Here is a 20704-nt window from a genome sequence, read left to right as displayed (position 1 = left end):
AGGGGCCGGGCCCCTAGGGGGTGCGGCTTCTCGGGCGTACCAGGGGCCGGGCCGCCAAGGGGCGCGGGGAACTGCGCGACCAGCCCCCCACCGGCTCGCAGACACAAACACCCACCCCTTGGGGCGCAGCCCCTTTGAGGGGCGCGGGGAACTGCGCGACCGGCCCCCACCGGCCGGCTCGCAGACACAAACACACCTTGGGGCTCAGCCCCTTCGAGGGGCGCGGGGAACTGCGCGACCAGCCCCCGCCGGGCCCGCAGACACAAAACGGCCCCGGGGCCCACCCCGTACGGGCCGTGGCCGGAAGCGCGCTCCCGGGAAAGCCGACTCAGCCCGCCCCGGTGCCCGGAGGGCACAACCGCACCGGCAGCCCCGCCATCGCCCCCCGCAACGCCTCCGCGAACTCCTCGAACTCCGCCTGCCGCGCCGCCCCCGAACGGATCGCCAGCGCCACCCTCCGCGAGGGCGCGGGGTCCGCGAAGTACCCCGTCACCAACCGCTCGTTGCGGTCCGTCTCCACCCGCACGGCCGTTCGCGGCAGCAACGTCACCCCCAGCCCGCCCGCCACCAGCTGCACCAGCGTGGACAGCCCCGCCGCCGTCGTCGTCACGGCGGCCCCCTCGTCCCGGCCCGCCTCCCGGCAGATGTCCAGCGCCTGGTCCCGCAGGCAGTGGCCCTCGTCGAGGAGCAGCAGGTCCAGCTCGCGCAGGGCTTCGCGGGGTACGTCCTCCCGCCCGCCCAGCCAGTGCTCGCGCGGCATCACCAGCACGAAGTCCTCGTCGAAGAGCGGGAGTTCGCTCACCCCGGGAACGCCCAGCGGGACCGCGAGGAGCAGCACGTCGAGCCGCCCCGCCGCCAGCCCGTCCAGCAGGGACGACGTCTGTTCCTCGTGGACCTGGAGGTCCAGCTCCGGATACCGCTCGTGGACCAGCCGCAGCACCGTCGGCAGCAGATACGGCGCCACCGTCGGGATCACCCCCAGCCGCAGCACCCCGGTGAACGGCGCCCGTACCGCCTCGGCCTCCTCCAGGAGCACCCCCACCGCGTCCAGCACCGCCTTCGCCCGCACCGCGAGCCGCTCACCGGCGGGCGACAGGAGCACCCGGCGGGTGGTGCGCTCCAGGAGCTGCACCCCCAGCGCCTCCTCCAGCGCGGAGACCGACCCGGACAGCGCGGGCTGGCTCATCCCGATCGCCGCCGCCGCGTCCCGGAAGTGCAGATGCTCGGCCACCGCCGCGAACGCCCGCAGCTGCGCCAGGCTCGGCTGCTTGAGCGGCTTCCCGGGCTTTCCGGGTTTCCCGGGTTTCACCAGCTTCACCGGCTGCTGCACCCGCTTCCCCCGGCCACCCGGCGGCCCCGGCGTCGTCCCCGGCATCCCCGGCACTCCTCTATCTCCTGTCACTGATAAGCACCTCCGATCACGATGACCGAGTCTAGCTATTTCCCTGATCAATGCCTCCTGTGCCACCATCGCTAATCCGTCCAACCCCCAGGGAAGACCCCAAAAAGGACCCTTCCCGAACGCAAGGAGAGCGCGTGCTCACTGTTGGTGACAAGTTCCCCGAGTTCGACCTGACCGCCTGCGTGTCGCTGGAGAGCGGCAAGGAGTTCGAGCAGATCGACCACAAGACCTACGAGGGCAAGTGGAAGATCGTCTTCGCGTGGCCCAAGGACTTCACCTTCGTGTGCCCGACCGAGATCGCCGCCTTCGGCAAGCTGAACGAGGAGTTCGCCGACCGTGACGCCCAGGTCCTCGGCTTCTCCGGCGACTCCGAGTTCGTCCACCACGCCTGGCGCAAGGACCACCCGGACCTGACCGACCTGCCCTTCCCGATGATGGCCGACCCGAAGCACGAGCTCATGCGTGACCTCGGCATCGAGGGCGAGGACGGCTACGCCAAGCGCGCCGTCTTCATCGTCGACCAGAACAACGAGATCCAGTTCTCCATGGTGACCGCCGGCTCCGTCGGCCGTAACCCCAAGGAGGTCCTGCGGGTCCTCGACGCCCTGCAGACCGACGAGCTGTGCCCGTGCAACTGGTCCAAGGGCGATGAGACCCTGGACCCGGTCGCGCTCCTCTCGGGCGAGTGAGCGGGAGTACGACATGGCTCTCGACGAACTGAAGTCCGCCCTGCCGGACTACGCCAAGGACCTCAAGCTGAACCTCGGCTCGGTCATCGGCAACAGCGAGCTCCCGGCCCAGCAGCTGTGGGGCACGGTCCTCGCCTGCGCGATCGCCTCGCGCTCGCCGAAGGTCCTGCGTGAGCTGGAGCCCGAGGCCAAGGCCAACCTCTCCCCCGAGGCGTACACCGCCGCCAAGTCCGCCGCGGCGATCATGGCGATGAACAACGTCTTCTACCGCACCCGCCACCTGCTCTCCGACCCGGAGTACGGGACGCTGCGGGCCGGTCTGCGGATGAACGTCATCGGCAACCCGGGCGTGGAGAAGGTCGACTTCGAGCTGTGGTCGCTGGCCGTCTCCGCGGTCAACGGCTGCGGCCAGTGCCTCGACTCGCACGAGCAGGTGCTGCGCAAGGCCGGCGTCTCCCGCGAGACGATCCAGGAGGCCGTCAAGGTCGCCTCGGTGATCCAGGCGGTCGGCGTCACGCTGGACGCGGAAGCGGTCCTGGCCGAGTAGGTCCGAGCAGGCCCGAGCAGGTCTGTGCGAAGGCCCCCGCCGACATCGTCGGCGGGGGCCTTCGCGTACGTACGGCCCGGCCGCTGACCGTGGTCGAACCGTCCTCGTCACTTCTCCGCCGGTGCCGGCCCCGGCGCCAGGTCCGGTCCGGGCTCCGGCTCCTGGTCCGTCGGCGGGTCCGCCGCCTGCCGCGCGCTGCGCAGCGCGTTCTCCTTCGCGTGCGCCCGCAGATAGCCCACCACCGTGTTCGTCACCGCCACCAGCGGGACCGCGACCACCGAGCCGCCGATGCCGCCGATCAGGCCGCCCGCGGCGACCGAGAGGACCACCGCGAGCGGGTGGACCCGTACCGCCCGGCCCAGGATGAAGGGCTGGAGCACATGGCCCTCGATCTGCTGGACCAGCAGCACCACAAGCAGCACCATCACCGCCGTGAACACGCCCTCGGTGACCAGCGCGACCACCACCGCCAGCGCGCCCGAGACGACCGCGCCGACCAGCGGGACGAAGGCGAAGAGGAAGATGAAGACGGAGAGCGGCACGGCCATCGGGACGTGCAGGAAGTAGATCCCGAGGCCGATGAAGATCGCGTCGATCAGCGCCACTATCACCGTGCCCCGGACGTACGCGGTGAGCGTGCGCCAGGCGCGCGGCCCGGCTCCGGCGACGCCCGGCCGGGCCTGGGCCGGGACCAGGTGCAGCACCCACTTCCAGATGCGCGGGCCGTCGTAGAGCAGGAACAGCGTCGAGAACATCGCCAGCAGGATGCCGGTGAGCACCTCGACGAGGACGGTGACGCCCTGGAGGCCCGCCGAGGTGATCTCGTTGGTGTTGTGGCCGATGGTGTCGCTGAGGTTCTTGGCGACCTGGTTGATCTGGTCCTCGGTGACATGGAACGGGCTGTTGAGGAGCCAGCGTTTGAGCTCGTCGATGCCCGCCCGGACCTTCTCGGAGAGCGTGTCCAGGTTGTCCATGACCTGCCAGACCACGAACCAGCCGATCAAGCCCATCACGATGAAGCCCGAGATCGCGGTCACCGCGGTGGCGAGGCCCCTGGGCAGCCCCATCCGCTTGAGGCGGGAGACGGTCGGCTGGAGCAGCGCGGTGATGAACAGCGCGGCCACGAACGCGAGGACCACCAGCCGTACGGCGCTGATGACCCGCATCAGCACCCACAGCGTGCCCGCGAGGATCAGCAGCCGCCAGCCGATCTCGGCGGCCACCCGCATCCCCCACGGCACGGCGTCCACGGGGTCGGGCCGCGCGGCGACCGCGGGGGCGTAGGCGGGCGGCGCGGGGACGTGTTCGGGCGCGGCCGGTTCCTCGGCCGGGGCCGCTGAATCGTCACTGCCGAGCGTCTCGGAGCCGTTCAGGCCCGCGTCCGCGTCCGCCCGCGCCTCGGTCTCCGCCCGGCGTTCGTCCAGCCGTTCTCCCATACGGGTCAGACCGGCGCCCAGCGCCCCGAGCAGCCCCGGCACTTTCGACATGATGCTGCCGTTTCCCTTTCCCCCGCTGAGCGTCCCCACCACTCCCCCCACACCGGAGTCGTCGCCTCCGACCGTACACGGGCAAAGCCCCTCACCGAAGGACGGCGAGGGGCTTCGAAAGGTTGAGTTGCCCGGGGTAGAAAATGCCGGACGCCTAGTACCAGGTGTTGGCCTGCCAGAACGCCCAGGCGCCACAGGGGCTGTGGTAGCTGGAGTTCATGTAGTTCAGGCCCCACTTGATCTGGGTGGCCGGGTTGGTCCGCCAGTCGGAGCCCACCGACGACATCTTCGAGCCCGGGAGCGCCTGGACCAGGCCGTACGCGCCGGAGCCGGAGTTGACGGCCAGGTAGTTCCAGGTCGACTCGTGGTTCACGATGTTGCTGAAGCACTGGAACTGGTCCGCCGGCACGATCTGCCGGGCGATGGCCTTGACCTGCTCGACCGTGTACGAGCTCTGGACGGGGAACGACGCGGGGTCGCGGGTCGCGGAGCGGCTGGCGACCTGCTCCTTCTCACGCTCCTTCGCCTTCTCCTCGGCCGACTCCTTCTTGGACTTGGCGTCCTTGGCGGCCTGGAGGCGGGCGGCCTCCTCGGCGGACTTCTTCGCCGCGGCGCTCGCCTGGGCCGACTGGGCGTCCGCCTGCTGCGTCAGGGACGCGGTCTGCACCTGGGCCTGCTGGCCCGCGGGGATGTCCGCAAGAAGCGTCGTGTCGGCGGCGGTCGCCTCGACGTTGTCGTTCGAAGCGGACTGGGGCGCGCCCGAGGCGACGCCCACGACGGCACCGACGGTGGTGACCGCAGTGGCTGACGCCACCGCGAATCCCCGGACCGAGATCCGGCTCACACGGTTTCCTTCCAGCAGCGCCCGCACTGGTGACCTGAGCGGACGCAATCGTGCCCCTGGCTCTCTCCTCCCAACTGCTCAGGTCACGGGAGGAACTGACCCGGTGGGCAACTCCCTTGCGGGAGCGCCGCGTGGTGCTCGGGCGGCATACGGCGACGCTATGGAGTTACGAGGTACAGGTGTGCCGTATGCGGGGCCTGACGGATGCAAGACTTTGCCCGAGAGCGGCGCCGCAAGGCAATTCCCCACCGCGTGTGAAACCTCACACCCCTTCAGCCCCACGTGTTTTGCCCGATCGGGCCCACGAAAAGGCGCCGCCCGGCTAAGCTCAACGGCTTCGCGGGCGGCGCCGATCGGGGCGTTCAGGGTCAGATCTGGCCGTCCTCCAGCATTTCGGTCACCAGTGCGGCGATCTGCGACCGCTCGGAGCGGGTGAGGGTGACATGCGCGAAGAGCGGATGGCCCTTCAGCTTCTCGACGACGGCGACCACTCCGTCGTACCGGCCGACCCGCAGATTGTCCCGCTGGGCCACGTCATGGGTGAGCACCACCCGTGAGTTCGCCCCAATACGGGACAACACGGTCAGCAGAACGTTCCGTTCGAGCGACTGGGCCTCGTCCACGATCACGAACGCGTCGTGCAGCGACCGGCCCCGGATGTGGGTGAGCGGCAGGACCTCCAGCATGCCGCGCGACGTCACCTCCTCGATCACCTCGCGCGTGGTGACCGCCGAGAGCGTGTCGAAGACCGCCTGCGCCCACGGGCCCATCTTCTCGGCCTCGGAGCCGGGCAGATAGCCGAGCTCCTGACCGCCCACCGCGTACAGCGGGCGGAAGACCATCACCTTCTTGTGCTGGCGGCGCTCCAGGACCGCCTCCAGGCCCGCGCAGAGGGCCAGCGCGGACTTCCCGGTGCCGGCCCGGCCGCCCATCGACACGATGCCGATGTCCGGGTCGAGCAGCAGGTCCAGTGCGATGCGCTGCTCGGCGCTGCGACCGTGCAGGCCGAACGCCTCCCGGTCGCCCCGCACCAGCTTGACGTTGCCGTCGGCAGTGACGCGGCCGAGCGCCTTGCCGCGCTCGGACTGGAGCACCAGGCCGTTGTGGACCGGCAGGTCCGCGGCCTCCGGCACGTAGAGCGTCTCCTCCTCGTAGAGAAGGTCCACCTGCTCGCCCGAGAGCGACAGTTCGGACATCCCGGTGAAACCCGAGTCGGTGATGGCCAGTTCCGCCCGGTACTCCTCGGCGAGCAGGCCGACCGACGACGCCTTGATCCGCAGCGGCAGGTCCTTGGAGACGACGGTGACGTCGTACCCCTCGGCCTGGAGATTGCGGGCGACGGCGAGGATCCGTGAGTCGTTGTCCCCCAGCCTGTAGCCGGCGGGCAGCACGCCGGGATCGGAATGGTTGAGCTCGACGCGGAGCGTGCCGCCGAGGTCGCCCAGCGGGATGGGTGCGTCGAGGCGTCCGTACCGGACCCGGAAGTCGTCGAGCAGGCGCAGGGCCTGGCGCGCGAAGTAGCCGAGTTCCGGATGGTGCCTCTTCGCCTCCAGTTCCGTGACCACGACGATCGGGAGCACCACTTCGTGCTCGTCGAACCGGGCCATGGCGTTGGGGTCGGCCAGCAGGACGCTGGTGTCGAGGACGTAGGTGCGCCGGTCGGGCATGCGGCGCTTTGTGCTGGTCACCACGGAAGGACGTACCCCCTCGGAAGAGGTCGGGGTGCGACGGCGTCGCGGGGGTGGGGGCCGGGCTGTGGCCACGCTGCGCGGGCCGAGCACCGGCCCTCCGCTCCGTACGTGCACAGTGCACGCGCGTCCTGGTGCAAAGGGCCTCCCGGGTGAGCGGCCACTTCTGGCCGTTCAACTGGAGGGGGTATTCCCTCGAACAAGCGCGGCCATGCACAGGCATATGCGCTTGGTGGGGACCAAAGTGACTGACTTCCGGTCAGGACCCGTCGGGACGCACGTGACGGATCGTGAGGCGGTGGGGCACAAGGGGCGGGAGGGGCTACAGGGACGGCAGGGGCGGATCAGGTCCCGTAGCGCCGGTGACGCGCCGCGTAGTCGCGCAGGGCGCGCAGGAAGTCCACCTTGCGGAAGGCGGGCCAGAACACTTCGCAGAAGTAGTACTCGGAGTGCGCCGACTGCCACAGCATGAATCCGGACAGGCGCTGTTCGCCGCTGGTGCGGATGACCAGGTCCGGGTCGGGCTGGCCGCGGGTGTAGAGGTGTTCGGAGATGCTGTCGATGGAGACGGTCTCGGCCAGCTCCTCGAAGCTGGTGCCCTTGGCCGCCGCGTCGAGCAGCAGCGAGCGGACCGCGTCCGCGATCTCCTGACGGCCGCCGTACCCCACGGCGACGTTGACGAGTATGCCGCCGACGTCGTGCGTGGCCTGCTCGGCCTCCTTGAGCACCGACTGCGTACGCGCGGGCAGCAGGTCCATCTGGCCCACGTGGTGGACGCGCCAGCGCCCGTCCGCGGCCAGGTCGCGCACCACGCCCTCGATGATGCCGAGGAGCGGGACCAGCTCGTTGTCGGGCCGGTCGAGGTTGTCCGTGGAGAGCATCCACAACGTCACGACCTCGACGTCCGTCTCCGCGCACCAGCCGAGCAGTTCGTGGATCTTGCTGGCGCCCGCCTGGTGCCCCTGCTCGGGGCTGCCGCCGGAGGCCTTGGCCCAGCGCCTGTTCCCGTCCAGGATGACGCCGATGTGCTTGGGCGCCTGGTCGTGGTCGAGGCGACCTTCCACCCGGCGTGCGTAGAGCCCGTACACCAGGTCGCGCAAGTTCACCGATTCCACCCTCTCGTTGCTTCCGGGAGCCGCCGCAGCACCGCATACGGCCCTCCCCCAGTACCTGTACGGCCTGAGGGCACCCCCAAGGAAGGCACAGTACTGCGGACGGGTCACAGCGGCCCAACTCGGCCTGTCACAAGTCCGTGATAAGCAGGGAAACGTGACTGAATCCCTCCCCCTCCACCACATCGCCGCCGACGACCGCTACGACTCCATGGAGTACCGGCGGACCGGCCGCAGCGGTCTGAAGCTCCCCGCGCTCTCCCTGGGCCTGTGGCACAACTTCGGCGACGACCGCTCGCTGGACTCCCAGCGCGCGATCCTGCGCCGCGCCTTCGACCTGGGCGTCACCCACTTCGACCTGGCCAACAACTACGGCCCGCCGCCCGGCTCGGCCGAGCTCAACTTCGGGAAGATCTTCGCCCAGGACTTCCGGGCGTACCGGGACGAGCTGATCATTTCCACCAAGGCCGGCTACCAGATGCACCCGGGGCCGTACGGGGAGTGGGGCTCGCGCAAGTACCTGCTCTCCTCGCTGGACGCCTCGCTCGCCCGCATGGGCCTGGAGTACGTCGACATCTTCTACTCGCACCGCTTCGACCCGGAGACCCCGCTGGAGGAGACGATGGGCGCGCTGGCGTCCGCCGTCCAGCAGGGCAAGGCGCTGTACGTGGGGGTGTCCTCGTACACCAGCGAGCAGACCGCCGAGGCGGCACGGATCCTCAAGGAGATGGGCGTCCCGGCGCTCATCCACCAGCCGTCGTACTCGATGATCAACCGCTGGACCGAGGACGACGGCCTGCTCGACACCCTGGAGGAGGCGGGGATGGGCTGCATCTCCTTCGTGCCGCTGGCGCAGGGGCTGCTCACCGGCAAGTACCTCAAGGGCATCCCGGAGGGCTCCCGGGCCACCCAGGGCAAGTCGCTCGACCCGGGTCTGCTCAGCGACGAGGTGGTGCGCCGGCTGAACGGGCTGAACGACATCGCGGTCCGGCGCGGCCAGTCGCTCGCCCAGCTGGCGATCTCCTGGGTGCTGCGCGACCCGCGGATGACGTCGGCGCTGATCGGTGCGTCGAGTGTGAAGCAGCTGGAGGAGAACGTGGCGTCCCTCGCCGGGGCGCCGCTGACGGCCGAGGAGCTGAAGGAGATCGACACCTTCGCGGTGGACACCGCGGGCACCAACATCTGGGCCGGGCGCGGCTGATCACCCGTCCGGGGCGCCGGCTCACAGCGGATCCACAGTAACCGCCGCGGCCCGCCCGCCCCGAAAAAAACGGGCCGGTCCGTGGGGGGGATACGGACCGGCCCGAGGGGGGGTTTCCACCATAACCCTTCGTAAGTGATGGTGGGGCCCACGGCGTGCCGGAACTACGCTCCGAAACCGGCCGGGCACCGCGCGCCCACGGCCGAGGGCGCCCCCGCAAGGGGGGCGCGGCGGGGGGACACACCCTTGACCGTGCAGGTCAGCGCGGTAATGACCGGCTCAGGCCGAACCGCGCACACCCGGCCCGGGGCCCTGAATCCCCTCCGGATGTGCCACTCCCCACTCACCCGGGCGGGTGAGTGGGGAGTGGGCCGGCCGGGGCGCGTCAGCGACGGAGCAGGGTGATGCCGTCGCGCTGGGCGACGACGCGGTAGCCGTAGGCCTGTTCGGCCTTGACGAGCTCGGCCTCCTGACGCGCCCTCGGGTACGGCCAGGGGCCCGGCGGGTAGGGCCAGGACTCCGGCGGCACCCGGTCGTACACGATCCACTGGGCGCTCGGCGGCGGCACCTGCGTGCCCGTGTCGTACAGCCGCCAGTGGACCGGGTAGGTCGGGAAGAGCACCACGTCGGTACGGGAGGTGAGCTGGGGCGCCAGCCGGTTGGAGGCGGCGACGGTGGCGCCGTCGGGGATGCGGTCCAGCAGCTCGTGGACGGCGGCGATGTGCTCGGTGGAGCGCCAGGTGGAGCGGTGGACGAGCTGGGCGAGCGGGAACGACGGGATCAGGACGAGGGTGACGGCGGCGGTGGTGGCGAGCGAGGCGCGCACATGGCGGCGGCCCAGGACGTCGCCGGAGCGCCGGTAGGGGGCGAGGGCGTCGGTCACGGCGGCCAGCACCACGGGCATGAGCACGGCCGTGTAGTGGAACGAGGTGCCCCAGTGGAAGGGGTTCTGCGAGAGCATCCGCCAGCCGAGGGTGGGCACCGCGATCCAGGCGAGCGGCGAGCGCAGGGCGATCAGGGCCGTCGGGGCGAAGACGAGGACCAGGGTGGTGGCCTTCACCTCGGGGCGTACGGCGTCCAGCGGGGCGAGGGCCAGGGTGGCGAGCAGTGAGCCGTGGGCGGGCTCCAGGTTGGCGGCGTGGGCGTAGGTGCCGGCCGGGCTGAAGAACGGCATCAGCACCTTGAACTCCAGCGCGCTGCCGAGCAGCCCCGCCGCGGCGGTCGCCAGGCCCAGCCGGCGCCGCCCCTTCCAGGCGATGTACCCGCCGATCGCGGCGAGCGTGAGCCCCAGGTCCTCCTTGACGAGCAGCAGCGGCGCCGCCCACGCCACCGCGGCCCCCCAGCGCCGGAGCGCCAGCGCCTCCAGGGCGAACGAGACGAGCGGCACCGCGAAGCACACCTCGTGGAAGTCGAACGCCACGGCCGAGGCGATGCCCCAGCTCAGCCCGTACGCGAAGGCCACGACATGGGCCGCGCGCCGTCCCAGTGCCTGCCGGGCGCGGCGGGCGAGCGGCACGACCGCGAGCGCGAGCAGGGCGGCCTGGGCGAAGAGCAGGGTGTACGGGGAGGGCGCGAGGCGGTAGAGCGGCGCCAGGACGACGAGCACCGGGTGGAAGTGGTCCCCGAGCAGGTTGAACCCCTCGCCGCGCAACGGCGAGACGGGGGCGCGCAGTTGGGCGTACGCCTTCACGGCCTGCTCGAAGATGCCGAGGTCGTAGCCGGTGGTACGGATCAGCGCCTGGCGGCGGGCGCCGACGGTCGCGTACAGCGCGAAGAGCGCGGCGGCCCACCCCCACCACAGGAGGGCGGGCCGCCGCGTGTGGGTGTTCTTCCAGTCGGCGAGGGCGGCGGCGAGGGACCGGCGGGGCGCCGGGTCACGGCTGACGACCCGGATGGTGCCCGCGGATCTGTTCGCCCTTGCCGCCCTGACCGGCCACATTGTCCGTGTTGTCCGCATCCGTTCCATATGGTTGGATGCTAGGCCGCTCAGGAGGAGCGGAGCGGCTTCCTGGCCTCGATGAGGAACCGTGTCGCATGGGCGACGAAGGGCCCGTCGGTACGGATCTGCTCGTCCAGCTCCGCCAGCCGGTCCCGGTACTCCTCGACCGTGAAGCCGGGCACCATCCAGACCACCTTGCGCAGGAAGTAGACGACGGCGCCGATGTCGTGGAACTCGGCGCGCAGCTTCTCCTGGCGCAGATCGGAGACCTGCAGCCCGGCGGCCTCGGCCTCGGCGCGGGCCCTGCCCGGGTCGCGTCTGCCCCGGACGTCGGCGGACTGCGGACCCAGGAAGTACTCGACGAGCTCGAACACACTGGCGGGTCCGACCTGTTGGGAGAAGTACGCGCCGCCCGGGGTGAGGACGCGGGCGATCTCCGTCCACCAGGTCTGAACGGGGTGACGGCTGGTCACCAGGTCGAAGGCGCCGTCACCGAACGGGAGCGGCGGCTCGTCGGCGTCGGCGACGACCGCGACGCCGCGCGGGTGGAGCAGGGCGGTGGCCCGGGCGATGTTCGGCGGCCACCCCTCGGTGGCGACGGCGAGCGGCGGCAGCTGCGGGACGGCGGCCAGGACCTCGCCGCCGCCGGTCTGCACGTCGAGGGCGGCCGTGGCCCGGGCCCAGCGCGCCGCCATGGCACGGGCGTACCCCCAGGACGGGCGCTCCTCGGTGGCCCGTCCGTCCAGCCAGGAGAAGTCCCAGCCGTCCACCGGGGCGGACGCCGCCTCGTCGATCAGGTCTTCGAAGGTGCGGGTGTTGTGGTTGCGGATGGTTTGCGCCATATTCCGGACCCTACGCGTCTTGTGCGGCCGAGGGGCCGAATAACTGCGCGTCCGCTACGCGCCGAGGCCGCCGAGGAGCAGGCCGAGATAGGTCCCGCCGATCATGAAGGGGCCGAACGGGATGGCCGCGCCGCGGTCGGCGCGGCGCGCCAGGATCAGCCCGAGGCCGTACGCGCCGCCGGCCGCGAATCCCGCGAAGGCGCCGGTGAACAGGACGCCCCAGCCGTACCAGCCGAGCGCCACGCCGAGACCCACGGCGAGCTTGACGTCACCGAAGCCGAGGCCGGCCGGGTGGAGGAGGAACAGCACGAAGTACGCCCCGCCCAGGACCACTCCGCCGAGCAGGGCGTGTCGCCAGGAACCCTCCGGGTGCGGTGCGAGGGCGGCGGCACCGAGGAGCAGGGCCGCCGCGGCGGCGAGGGGGAGGGTGAGGACGTCCGGGAGCCGGTTCACCCGGGCGTCGACGGCGGCGAGGAGGGCGGCCGGGGGCAGCAGGAGCAGCCAGACGGCGAGTTCGGGGTGGGGGCCGGTGGTGGCGGCGAGCCCCGCACCGGCGGCGGCACAGAGGGCGCCCCACCCTGTGCCGCGCGTCGCGCAGACGGGCCCGCCCACCCAGCGGGCCAGGGGGTGCCCCCGGGGGCAGACGTCCCGGGGCGGCTCACCGGCCTCGACGGCGAGCCGGTAGGCGGCGCGGGGCACCAGCCGCCCGAGGGCGGCGCCCCAGAGGGTGGCGGCGGCCAGGAGGGTCAGTGGGGGCACGGGGGAACCCTAGGGCCGCGGGGGGTTCTTCCCCCACCCCGCCCCTTCCCGTGACCCTCCGGGGGTGCCCCCTGGCGGGGGGCGCGTGTCCGCCTGCGGGTGTGCACGGTGGCTGAGCGCGCAGTTCCCCGCGCCCCTCTCGGGCCCGGTGGTCGTCTGCGGGTTGTGGGGGGGTGCTCGCGCGGTTCCCCGCGCCCCTCTCAGGCCTGGTGGTCGTCTGCGGGTTGTAGGGGGTTGCTCGCGCAGTTCCCCGCGCCCCTTTTGGCCCGGTGGTCGTCTGCGGGTTGGGGTGGGTTGCTCGCGCAGTTCCCCGCGCCCCTGGGCGGTCAGGGGCGCGGGGGGTCGCGCGTACGACCGGCACGGTCCGCGGGCGGTTGGGGGTCTGTACCGTGGGGGCATGCGCGCATGGGCCGACGGGCACGGGGAGTTGGAGGTCGGGGACGGCTTCCGCGTCCCCCTCGAAATCGCCTCCTCCTACCGCGCCCGCACCCGCGGCCTCCTCGGCCGCACCCGCGTCGAGGGCGCCATCCTCCTCACCCCCGCCGCCTCCGTCCACACCTTCCGTATGCGCTTCGCGCTGGACATCGCCTACCTGGACCGCGACCTCCGCGTGATCGCCCTCCACACCGTCCCCCCGAACCGCCTCACCACCCCCCGCCTCCGCTCCCGTCACATCCTGGAGGCCGGGGCGGGCACGATGGCGGGGTGGGGGATGCGGCCCGGCTTACACGTACGGGTGCTCGCCCCTCCGGACGCGGGCCGCGCCTAGCCCGGCCCCCCTGCCGCTGCCCTCACTCCTCCGGCCGGGCCAGCGCCGCGAGCAGCGCCACCGCCTCGCCCACCGGCACGGGCCGGAAGAACTCCGCGTCCACCGCCTCCACCGCCGCGATGGCCCGGGGCGCCAGCTCCGCGCCCGCCCCGGTCACCCGCAGCCGCTTGGCCCGGGTGTCCGCCGGGTCGGTCTCGCGTACGAGCAGGCCCTTCGCCTCCAGGGTGCGCACCACCTGGGACGTCATCTTGACGTCGGTGCCGGCCTGGCGCGCGACCGCCAGCTGGTTGGGGTGCTCGCCCTGTCCGTTGAGCCACCAGGTGCAGGCCAGCAGTACGAACTGCACATGCGTCAGGTCCAGCGGGGCCAGCGCGGCGGTCACCCCGCGCTGCCAGCGCAGGGTGGCGTGCCAGAGCAGGAAGCCGGGGCTCTCCCCGGGCGCGAGCGCCATCAGCGCGTCCGCGCGAGCCGGACGAGCGCGGCCATCGTCCCGGGCCAGTCACCGGTGACGGCGGGGCCGATCTCCGGGCCCAGCTCGTCGGCCGCCGGACCGGTGATCTCCATCCGGTAGACCACGCGCGTACGGTCCGGGCCGAGCTGTTCCACCCGGTGCGTGGTCCGCAGGAGAAGACCTTCGAAGCGCGCCTCGTCCACGAACAGCTCGTTCTCCACCACTTCGGTGAGCCGCAGCTCGACCGGGTCCTGCCCCTCGGCCCCCATCGTGATGCCGGTCCCGGCCGCGAACGGGCCCCGGATCTCGATCTTCTGAATGTCCGCGTTCCAGTCGCCCCAGTTCGCCACGTCGGCCCACAGCCGCCAGACGGCCTCGGGAGCGGCGCTGGTCTCGACCCCGTGCTCGTACACCCACATGTCGACTCCTCCGCAGGGTTCTCGTGCCGCACTCGGCATGTTTTAACCTGTCCACAGATTATCTCCGCGAAGACTATCTGTCCAGACCGCGACCCCGACCCATGCCCGACGGCGCGCCTGAGCGCGCACCCGATCGCGCCAGACCGTCGATTACCGGCCGTCCCGTCCCCGCGTGCGCTTTTTTCCAAGTCCGGGGCGCCGCGCCGCTGGCAGCCTCTGTGGTGCGCGGGAGCGTCACTTCCTACGGACGTTGACGGGGGCCCGCGCGCATACGGGGCCCGGCCGACCGCACCTCCACCCGGCCGGCCGGGCCCGCCCTCCGCCCTTTGCCCGGCGCCTAGCCGGCCGCGCCGCGCGGGAACGACACCTCGACCCGGCGGTTCTTGCGGCGGCCGTCCTCGGAGGAGTTGTCCGCGATCGGGTAGTCCTCCGCGTATCCCCGGATGTCGAAGGTGACCGCGCCGCCGCCCACCGCCTGCGCGAGCGCGCCCTGAACGGCGTCCGCGCGCTGCTTGGACAGGACGACGCCGTGCTCGTGCGTTCCCAGGTTGTCGGTGAAGCCGAACACGCGGACGCTCGTGGCCTTCTGCTTCTTGATCTCGTCCGCGATGGCCTGGATACGGCCGGTGGCCTCGGCGGAGAGCGCGGCGCTGTCCTTGCCGAAGAGGACTTCGGCCTGGAGGGCGAAGGAGATGTCGGCGTTGGTGTCGGAGCGGCGCTCCTCGCCGCCCATGTCCTCGACGACCGACTTGATGTCCAGCACCCTCGGCGCGGCGAGCGTCGCCCCGTCGGAGAGCTTCAGCCCGGGCGCGTTGGCGTCGACCTTCACGGGCGGGGCGGCGGCGGGCACGGCGGTCGGATTCGGCTCATCGGCCCCGGCCGGCCCCGCCCCCGCGCCCGCCCCGACGAAGAACAGCGCGGCGACGACGAGGACGGCGGCGGACCGGGCGGGCCGGCGGGGGGCCGGGGGTGCGGGGGGCGGGGTCGCGGGTGCCTGGGGCTCGGGTGCCTGGGTGGACTGCATGGGGTGCCTCCGCCTCAGCCGGAGATCTTGATGCTGGCGGTGGGCATGGTGGGGAGCTGGAAGTCGACTTCCTGGACGGGGGTGGGGGGGGCGGGGAACTGGGCGTAGAAGGGAATCTTCTGACCGGCGGTCAGACCGGTCGGGAAGCGGGTGCACAGACACCGTCCGTCCGTGTCCCGCAGGATCAGATAGCGCTTCTTGCCCGCCCTGTCGACCAGCGAGGCACCCGCCATGGAGGCCCCGTTGTCCCGCAGCTCCTGCTCGGTCCCCTGCCAGCCCGGAGCCGTGAAGCCCTGCGAGGAGTTGTTCGCCACCACCCCCTCGACGGTGACGAAGCCCCCGGCGTCGCGCTTCGCGCTGTTGACGACGATCTCGATGCCGTCGCCGCCCCGCAGGGTCGCCAGCACCTCGGTGCTCTGCGCGCTGGGCTCGTTGCTCTGCGGGCGGGACTGTCCGCCGGACCCCGAGACGGGGGCCGAGGGCTTGTCCTCCGACTGCTTGCCGCCCCCGTCCCCACCGCAGGCGGTCAAGGTGAGAGCCAGGGCGGCGACGGTCATCACGGCCGCCCCTCTCGCCCACACTCCGGTCTTGGCCCTATCCATCAGTCAGCCCTCGCTTCTTCCCGCGCTCACTTCTTGGCCAGATGTACGGCAAACAGGTCGGCCGCGTCGGGCAGGAGGTCGAGCCTGTCGGGGTCGACGTCGAACTCCCGCTGCTTGTCGCAGACGAGCCGGTAGGCCTTCTTCTCCCCGTCCCCGGGCCGGGGGCTGCCCTCCGGACTCGGGGATTCGGTGCTGGGGGCCGGGAGGGTCGACGGGGCGGTGCTCCCCTCGATCCCGCAACGGGGCTCGATCACGGCGGTGGCCTCCGCCGTGCCCCTGCTGGTCTCCGTGGCGGCGACGACCGACTTCCCGGCCGTGGTGGTGGTCCGTACGGACACGGTGTAACCGGGCCAGTCGCCCGGCACGCACGTCTGCACCGAAGCGCCGTTGCTCGCGGCCAGGGCCTCGGCGGCCCCGCAGGACGCGTAGGCGTTGCCGCCGCGCAGGCCGTCCAGGACGTCCTTCCAGAGCACCGGGTCGAACCCGGTGAGGAGCTTGTCGTGGAGCCGGTCACGGTAGTCCTGCGCCGCCGCCAGCGCCGCCGCGTCGGCGGCCGTCTCGGCCTCGTTGCGCTTGGCCGCCGCTTGGCCCACCGCGAAGTAGGCGAACGCGAGGAAGAGCAGGCCCGCCACCGCCGTGATGTAGACCGGGAAGGCCTGCCCTCGGTCGCCCCGGGGGCGACGGGACGTCAGGGGTTGATCTTGTTGATCGCGGCGGTGATCTTCTGGGCGATGGCCGTGCCGAAATTCGTCTGCGTAAGCACCAGAATGATCGCCACCACCACGATGATGATCCCCATGTACTCGACCGCGCCCTGCCCCCGGTCCCCCCGCCGCCGCAGCGCCGTCGCCGTGGTGTTCAGCCAGCCGTGGACCCGGATCCTGGCGGCGGTCGCGGGCTTGAGGAGCTTGTCGTTCATGGTGGTCCCCTCCGGGGTCTACGGCGGTGCCGCGCTCGACAGCCGCACCGTACCCGGGCCCTCCGGTTCCGGCACAGGGCCCCTGGGCCCAATTCCGGCCGCGGGCGCGGAGGTCGGGGATCGCGCGCCTCATCCCGGCACCCCCCGCCCCGCCCGCGTGCCCAGCCAGGTCGCCACCGCCTGGGTGCGGCTGTTGCTGTGTAGCTTCGCGAAGATGCGGTTGATGTGGTTCTTCACCGTCTTCTCGCTGATGAAGCAGGCGGCGGCGATCTGCTGATTGCTCATGCCCGCCGCGATCAGCTCCATCACCTCCACCTCCCTCCTGCTCAGCCGGTGTGCCCCAAGTTCCGGGCGCCGGAGCGGAGTTCGGCCCCGGTGTCCCGCTGACGACTGTCCCACATCCGGTTGCATCCGCGAAGCCTCTTCGTTCGGATTTAATGAAATCGACCGGGCCATGACACCCGGCGAGGTGACGGGGGACACTCCGCCCCGCGCGATGTCCCGTACCGCGTCGACCAGTTGCTCCACCGTGAACTCACCGTGCACCAGATAACCGCGCGCGCCCAGCCGCAGCGCCTCGCGTACGGTCTCCGCCTCGGCGCTGTACGTCAGCATCATCACCGGCGCCACCCGCACCAGACGGGGCAGGGCCGTGAGACCGTCCACGCCCGGCATCCGCACATCGAGCAGGACCACGTCCGGCCGGTGCAGCAGTGCCGCCTCGTACGCCTCGCCGCCGTCCGCAGCCTCGGCCACCACCGCGATCCCGCCGTGGCTCTCCAGCAGCGCGGTGAGCCCGGCCCGTACGACCGGGTTGTCGTCCGCCACCACCACCCGGGTCACACCCCGCTCCTCTCCAGCGCCGTCAGCGGCAGATCGAGGCGGACCTCGGTGCCGCGCGCCGCCTCGCCCCGGCCGATCCGGATGCGCGCGCCGAGGTCCGCCGCCCGTTCGACCATGCCCACCAGCCCGAAGTGGCCCGCCCTGCGCAACCCGTCGAGGGTGGTGCCGGGGGGCAGGCCGCGCCCGTCGTCGTACACGCTGATGCGCAGCACGTCACCGACCACGCCCGCCGAGACGTCCACGCGCGCCGGGCCCGCATGGCGGTGGGCGTTCTCCAGTGCCTCCGAGGCGATCGTCAGGAGCTGACGGGCGACGGGGTACGGGACCCGGGTCGCGGGCCCGTCGAGGGAGAGGGCACGGTAGCTCACGCCGACCTCTCTGCCGCGTTCGGCGAAGTCCCGTACCCGGGCCGCCAGTTCGGCCAGTACGTCCACTCCCCCGTCCGGGCCGGGTTCGCGGCGCAGGTCGGCGAGGAGCTCGCGGGACTCGGCGGCGGCCCGGCGGGCCGAGCGCGCCACCAGCGTCGCGCCCCGGCGGACCGTCACGGGGTCGGTGCGGTCGGCCGAGGCCGCCAGGCCCTCGGCGGCGAGCGCCACCCCGTGCAGGGTCTTGGCGACGGAGTCGTGCAGCTCGCGGGCGAGGCGTGCGCGTTCCTCCTCCACCGCCAGCCTCGCCCGGACCTCGGTGAGCGCCCGCGAGGCCATCCCGAACCGCAGCAGCAGTCCCCGCAGCGCCACCCCGGCCGCGCCCGCCAGCACACAGAAGCCGGGCAGCAGCAGGGCGGGGGCGAGCGGCTGGTGGTGGCGGTGCTGGGCCATGTACGCCAGCGCCAGGACCACGCACTGGAGCCCGGCGAAGACGCCCGCGCCCCGCCACCCGTACACCAGACCGGCGAGCAGCGGGGTACAGACGACCACGTAGCCGAGCGGGGAGTCGGGGGTCGCGGTGAAGACCAGCAGCGCGCCGAACGCGGTGTCCACGCCGAGCAGCCACGGGTGGCGCAGCAGGAGCGGGCCGAAGCGCTCCCAGTCGCGGTAGAGCGCGTACGAGCCCATGAAGGTGATCAGAACGGCCCCCGACACCAGCCAGGTGGCCACCCCGCGCGCCGAGTTGGCCAGGGCGAAGGGCGTGCCGAGCCCTATCATCGCGAGCCGGAACAGGAAGACCTGGCGGCACAGCGCCTGGAGGGCGTTGAGCTGGAGGGAGACCTCGGGCTCGGGCCCGGCCTCGGACGGCGGCCCGCCCTTCACGGGCACCGGCGAATACGCCTGCGACTGTGACTGCGCCTGCGACCGCGACTGGGGCGGCTTCCGCATGAGGACCCCCTCACTTCCCCGTGAGCGAGCCGATGTCGGCCTCGGAGCCGAGCAGCATCGCGGAGGCCATCAGGATCATGGTGGCGGGCACCATGAACGTGGTGACCATCAGCGTCGCCTTGGGCACCGCCTTGGCGGCCTTGCGGCGGGCGTTCTGGGCGTCGGTGCGGCGCATGTCGGTGGCGATGGCGATCAGCGTGTCCACGATGGGCGCGCCCAGCTCCTCGCCCTGCTGGAGCGCGGTGACGAACATGGCCACCTGCTCGGAGTCGTTGCGCCGGCGCAGGTCGTCGAAGGCCTGGCGGCGGCTGACGCCCATGTCCATCTGGCGCAGCGCTATCCGCACCTCGTCCGCCCACGGGCCCTCGTACTTCTCCGCGACCCGCTCCAGCGCCTGGCGGAAGCCCAGCCCGGCGGAGACCACGACGGCGAGCACGTCGAGGAAGTCCGGCAGGGTCCGCTCGATGTCGTCGCGGCGGCGCCGCACGGCCGCCCAGATGCCGACCTCGACCCAGTAGTACGCGAACGCGACCATCAGCAGGGCCAGCAGGTAGTTGCCGCCCGAGACCATCACCACCGCGCCGACCGCGCCGAGCGCCCCGTAGACCGCGCGCCGCGCCGCGTACCGGTCGATGGTCAGGCCGCCCGGGTTGCCCGCCATGTCGATCCGGCGCCGCTTCTCGCTCACACGCCTGGGTCCCATCAGACGCAGGACCAGCGGGGCCCAGCGGATGCCGAGGCGGTCGATGGCGCCGCCGGTGCGGGTGGTGCGGGTAGCGCCGACCTCCAGGGCGAGGGCCAGGTCGCCGGGGAGCCGGGCTTCGGCGCGGTACATCCGTACGCCCTCGAAGGCGCCCAGGACGCCGAGTGCGACGATGAGCCCCAGGATCAGTTCCATGCCCGCCCCCCTTCAGACGTCGATCTTCGAGATGCGGCGGATCGCGACGAAGCCCAGCGCGTAGAGCGCGAGCGCCACGACGACCGCGGCCTGGCCCAGGAACGAGCCGGTCATCTTGGCGAGCGAGCCCGGCGCGATCTGGTTGACGAGCAGCATCGCGCCGACCCCGATCGCCGGGACCGCGTAGGCCGTGGTGTTCACCTGGGACAGCTGGGTGCGGACCTCACGGCGGGTCTCCTTGCGCTCCTCCAGGGTGGTGGTGAGGTTGCGCAGCGAGTGAACGACGGCGCCGCCCGCCCGGTTGGAGAGGATCAACGTCGATACGAGGACGACCAGTTCGCGCGAGGGCAGCCGCTTGGCCAGTTCGTCGAGCGCGTCGTCGAGGGTGCGGCCGACGGCGAGCTGGTCGGCGACCTTCTTCAGCTCGTCGCCCGCCGGGGCCTCCAGCTCGTCCGCCGCCATGGCGATCGCGGTGCGCAGGGCGAGCCCGGCCTGGGTGGCGTTGGCGATCACCCGGGAGATCTCGGGGAGCTGGTTGATGAAGGCCTCGGTGCGCCGGGTGCGCTGCCAGTTCAGGAAGGTGTTGGCGGCCCACAGTCCGGCGAGCGCGGCGAGCGGGCCGAAGAACGAGGCGAGCACCGAGGCCGCCACCACCCACAGTCCGACGACGCCGGCCAGGACGTAGACGGCGAACTCGCCGGGGCTGAGGTCGAGGCCGGTCACCGCCAGCTTGCGCGCGATGCGCCGGCCGACGGAGGTGCGGCGCAGCCGGCGGTCCACCCCGGCGAAGGGCCGCCGGCGCCCGGCGGACTCCGGCCCGCCGGCGGTGGAGAGCCGTTCGACCAGGGCCCGGCGCTGGGCGCGGCCACTGGCGTACACGTGCACACCGGCGACCGCCGCCGTGCAGGCGAGCAGGGTGACCCCGGTCGTCAGCTGGGTGAGTGCGGACATGG

22 protein-coding genes are annotated in these 20704 nt (G+C 72.1%); 4 read left to right on the top strand and 18 right to left on the bottom strand.

The annotated features are described in order from the left end of the window. Positions 1 to 328: 328 nt before the first annotated feature. Positions 329 to 1375: a LysR substrate-binding domain-containing protein gene (locus tag ACZ5ID_RS27735; RefSeq protein ID WP_468903159.1), complete on the bottom strand. Its 1047-nt coding sequence runs from the start codon at positions 1373 to 1375 to the stop codon at positions 329 to 331. A 161-nt stretch (positions 1376 to 1536) separates the two neighbouring features. Here ACZ5ID_RS27735 and ACZ5ID_RS27730 point away from each other — a divergent pair, with 161 nt between their 5' ends. Together ACZ5ID_RS27730 and ACZ5ID_RS27725 are read left to right on the top strand one after the other, a co-directional pair. Further along, complete coding sequence (locus ACZ5ID_RS27730; RefSeq protein ID WP_468903157.1) at positions 1537 to 2091, top strand: peroxiredoxin; 555 nt, start codon at positions 1537 to 1539, stop codon at positions 2089 to 2091. 13 nt (positions 2092 to 2104) lie between these two features. Further along, on the top strand, positions 2105 to 2638 hold the full coding sequence (locus ACZ5ID_RS27725; protein ID WP_468903155.1) for an alkyl hydroperoxide reductase: 534 nt from the start codon (positions 2105 to 2107) through the stop codon (positions 2636 to 2638). 107 nt (positions 2639 to 2745) lie between these two features. Here the strand turns inward: ACZ5ID_RS27725 and ACZ5ID_RS27720 are convergent, their stop codons facing one another. The 4 genes from ACZ5ID_RS27720 to ACZ5ID_RS27705 all read right to left on the bottom strand — a co-directional run bounded on the left by ACZ5ID_RS27720 (position 2746) and on the right by ACZ5ID_RS27705 (position 7763). Further along, positions 2746 to 4164, bottom strand: a complete 1419-nt coding sequence (locus tag ACZ5ID_RS27720; RefSeq protein WP_468903153.1) for an AI-2E family transporter — start codon at positions 4162 to 4164, stop codon at positions 2746 to 2748. Between the two features lie 115 nt (positions 4165 to 4279). Continuing rightward, complete coding sequence (locus ACZ5ID_RS27715) at positions 4280 to 4969, bottom strand: aggregation-promoting factor C-terminal-like domain-containing protein (protein WP_406553989.1); 690 nt, start codon at positions 4967 to 4969, stop codon at positions 4280 to 4282. 368 nt (positions 4970 to 5337) lie between these two features. Further along, positions 5338 to 6660, bottom strand: a complete 1323-nt coding sequence (locus tag ACZ5ID_RS27710) for a PhoH family protein (protein WP_468903150.1) — start codon at positions 6658 to 6660, stop codon at positions 5338 to 5340. Between the two features lie 341 nt (positions 6661 to 7001). After that, on the bottom strand, positions 7002 to 7763 hold the full coding sequence (locus ACZ5ID_RS27705; protein ID WP_358833096.1) for an isoprenyl transferase: 762 nt from the start codon (positions 7761 to 7763) through the stop codon (positions 7002 to 7004). A gap of 163 nt (positions 7764 to 7926) precedes the next feature. On the opposite strand from ACZ5ID_RS27705, the gene mgrA reads away from it, so the two are divergent. Next, complete coding sequence (gene mgrA / locus ACZ5ID_RS27700; protein WP_468903147.1) at positions 7927 to 8970, top strand: L-glyceraldehyde 3-phosphate reductase; 1044 nt, start codon at positions 7927 to 7929, stop codon at positions 8968 to 8970. 385 nt (positions 8971 to 9355) lie between these two features. Here mgrA and ACZ5ID_RS27695 read toward each other — a convergent pair whose 3' ends face one another. Genes ACZ5ID_RS27695 through ACZ5ID_RS27685 form a run of 3 tightly spaced genes read right to left on the bottom strand, consistent with a single transcriptional unit; the run spans position 9356 to position 12510 of the window. Beyond that, the gene (locus ACZ5ID_RS27695; protein ID WP_468903145.1) at positions 9356 to 10909 is read right to left on the bottom strand and encodes a DUF2079 domain-containing protein; all 1554 of its coding nucleotides are present in this window, start codon (positions 10907 to 10909) and stop codon (positions 9356 to 9358) included. Positions 10910 to 10956: 47 nt separating this feature from the next. Continuing rightward, complete coding sequence (locus ACZ5ID_RS27690) at positions 10957 to 11751, bottom strand: class I SAM-dependent methyltransferase (RefSeq protein ID WP_468903143.1); 795 nt, start codon at positions 11749 to 11751, stop codon at positions 10957 to 10959. Positions 11752 to 11805: 54 nt separating this feature from the next. Next, positions 11806 to 12510 (bottom strand): prepilin peptidase, encoded by a 705-nt coding sequence (locus tag ACZ5ID_RS27685; RefSeq protein WP_468903140.1) that lies wholly within the window; start codon positions 12508 to 12510, stop codon positions 11806 to 11808. Positions 12511 to 12907: 397 nt separating this feature from the next. Between ACZ5ID_RS27685 and ACZ5ID_RS27680 the strand changes: the two genes are divergently transcribed. Continuing rightward, positions 12908 to 13279 carry a DUF192 domain-containing protein gene (locus ACZ5ID_RS27680; RefSeq protein WP_468903138.1) on the top strand — a complete coding sequence of 124 codons (372 nt, stop codon included), beginning with the start codon at positions 12908 to 12910 and terminating at the stop codon, positions 13277 to 13279. Between the two features lie 22 nt (positions 13280 to 13301). On the opposite strand, the gene ACZ5ID_RS27675 is transcribed toward ACZ5ID_RS27680, so the two are convergent. The 10 genes from ACZ5ID_RS27675 to ACZ5ID_RS27630 form a co-directional block, all read right to left on the bottom strand. Then, positions 13302 to 13730, bottom strand: a complete 429-nt coding sequence (locus tag ACZ5ID_RS27675; protein ID WP_406557262.1) for a MarR family winged helix-turn-helix transcriptional regulator — start codon at positions 13728 to 13730, stop codon at positions 13302 to 13304. Then, entirely contained in the window at positions 13730 to 14149 is a 420-nt protein-coding gene (locus tag ACZ5ID_RS27670; protein WP_468903136.1) for an SRPBCC family protein, read from the bottom strand. Before ACZ5ID_RS27670 ends, ACZ5ID_RS27675 begins: the two co-directional genes overlap by 1 nt. A 337-nt stretch (positions 14150 to 14486) precedes the next feature. After that, positions 14487 to 15173, bottom strand: a complete 687-nt coding sequence (locus ACZ5ID_RS27665; protein ID WP_468903134.1) for an OmpA family protein — start codon at positions 15171 to 15173, stop codon at positions 14487 to 14489. Between the two features lie 14 nt (positions 15174 to 15187). Next, positions 15188 to 15730 (bottom strand): hypothetical protein, encoded by a 543-nt coding sequence (locus tag ACZ5ID_RS27660; RefSeq protein ID WP_468903132.1) that lies wholly within the window; start codon positions 15728 to 15730, stop codon positions 15188 to 15190. Positions 15731 to 15801: 71 nt separating this feature from the next. Then, positions 15802 to 16467 (bottom strand): pilus assembly protein TadG-related protein, encoded by a 666-nt coding sequence (locus tag ACZ5ID_RS27655; protein ID WP_468903242.1) that lies wholly within the window; start codon positions 16465 to 16467, stop codon positions 15802 to 15804. Further along, a complete protein-coding gene (locus ACZ5ID_RS27650; RefSeq protein ID WP_257583829.1) occupies positions 16464 to 16694 on the bottom strand; it encodes a hypothetical protein in 231 nt (76 codons plus the stop codon). Before ACZ5ID_RS27650 ends, ACZ5ID_RS27655 begins: the two co-directional genes overlap by 4 nt. A gap of 129 nt (positions 16695 to 16823) precedes the next feature. Further along, entirely contained in the window at positions 16824 to 17537 is a 714-nt protein-coding gene (locus ACZ5ID_RS27645) for a response regulator transcription factor (protein WP_468903129.1), read from the bottom strand. Further along, on the bottom strand, positions 17534 to 18853 hold the full coding sequence (locus ACZ5ID_RS27640; RefSeq protein WP_468903126.1) for a sensor histidine kinase: 1320 nt from the start codon (positions 18851 to 18853) through the stop codon (positions 17534 to 17536). The genes ACZ5ID_RS27645 and ACZ5ID_RS27640 overlap by 4 nt, the downstream gene beginning before the upstream one ends. Positions 18854 to 18863: 10 nt before the next feature. Then, positions 18864 to 19751 (bottom strand): DUF5936 domain-containing protein, encoded by an 888-nt coding sequence (locus tag ACZ5ID_RS27635; protein WP_468903124.1) that lies wholly within the window; start codon positions 19749 to 19751, stop codon positions 18864 to 18866. Positions 19752 to 19763: 12 nt separating this feature from the next. Further along, the gene (locus tag ACZ5ID_RS27630) at positions 19764 to 20702 is read right to left on the bottom strand and encodes a type II secretion system F family protein (RefSeq protein WP_468903122.1); all 939 of its coding nucleotides are present in this window, start codon (positions 20700 to 20702) and stop codon (positions 19764 to 19766) included. Between the last annotated feature and the right edge of the window lie 2 nt (positions 20703 to 20704).

It is taken from the genome of Streptomyces sp. NPDC031670 (assembly GCF_055580545.1).
The sequence above is the reverse complement of the archived record's forward strand: the minus strand, read 5'-3'. Positions and strand labels throughout refer to the sequence as shown.

Excerpts from the sequence above, each read along its gene's own strand:
- ACZ5ID_RS27635 (WP_468903124.1), bottom strand. The coding sequence starts at position 19,751 with ATGGAACTGATCCTGGGGCTCATCGTCGCACTCGGCGTCCTGGGCGCC.
- ACZ5ID_RS27675 (WP_406557262.1), bottom strand. The coding sequence starts at position 13,730 with ATGGCGCTCGCGCCCGGGGAGAGCCCCGGCTTCCTGCTCTGGCACGCC.
- ACZ5ID_RS27665 (WP_468903134.1), bottom strand. The coding sequence starts at position 15,173 with ATGCAGTCCACCCAGGCACCCGAGCCCCAGGCACCCGCGACCCCGCCC.
- ACZ5ID_RS27630 (WP_468903122.1), bottom strand. The coding sequence starts at position 20,702 with ATGTCCGCACTCACCCAGCTGACGACCGGGGTCACCCTGCTCGCCTGC.
- ACZ5ID_RS27660 (WP_468903132.1), bottom strand. The coding sequence starts at position 15,730 with ATGACCGTCGCCGCCCTGGCTCTCACCTTGACCGCCTGCGGTGGGGAC.
- ACZ5ID_RS27695 (WP_468903145.1), bottom strand. The coding sequence starts at position 10,909 with ATGTGGCCGGTCAGGGCGGCAAGGGCGAACAGATCCGCGGGCACCATC.
- ACZ5ID_RS27640 (WP_468903126.1), bottom strand. The coding sequence starts at position 18,853 with ATGCGGAAGCCGCCCCAGTCGCGGTCGCAGGCGCAGTCACAGTCGCAG.
- ACZ5ID_RS27650 (WP_257583829.1), bottom strand. The coding sequence starts at position 16,694 with ATGAACGACAAGCTCCTCAAGCCCGCGACCGCCGCCAGGATCCGGGTC.
- ACZ5ID_RS27690 (WP_468903143.1), bottom strand. The coding sequence starts at position 11,751 with ATGGCGCAAACCATCCGCAACCACAACACCCGCACCTTCGAAGACCTG.
- ACZ5ID_RS27680 (WP_468903138.1), top strand. The coding sequence starts at position 12,908 with ATGCGCGCATGGGCCGACGGGCACGGGGAGTTGGAGGTCGGGGACGGC.
- ACZ5ID_RS27670 (WP_468903136.1), bottom strand. The coding sequence starts at position 14,149 with ATGTGGGTGTACGAGCACGGGGTCGAGACCAGCGCCGCTCCCGAGGCC.
- ACZ5ID_RS27735 (WP_468903159.1), bottom strand. The coding sequence starts at position 1,375 with ATGCCGGGGACGACGCCGGGGCCGCCGGGTGGCCGGGGGAAGCGGGTG.
- ACZ5ID_RS27725 (WP_468903155.1), top strand. The coding sequence starts at position 2,105 with ATGGCTCTCGACGAACTGAAGTCCGCCCTGCCGGACTACGCCAAGGAC.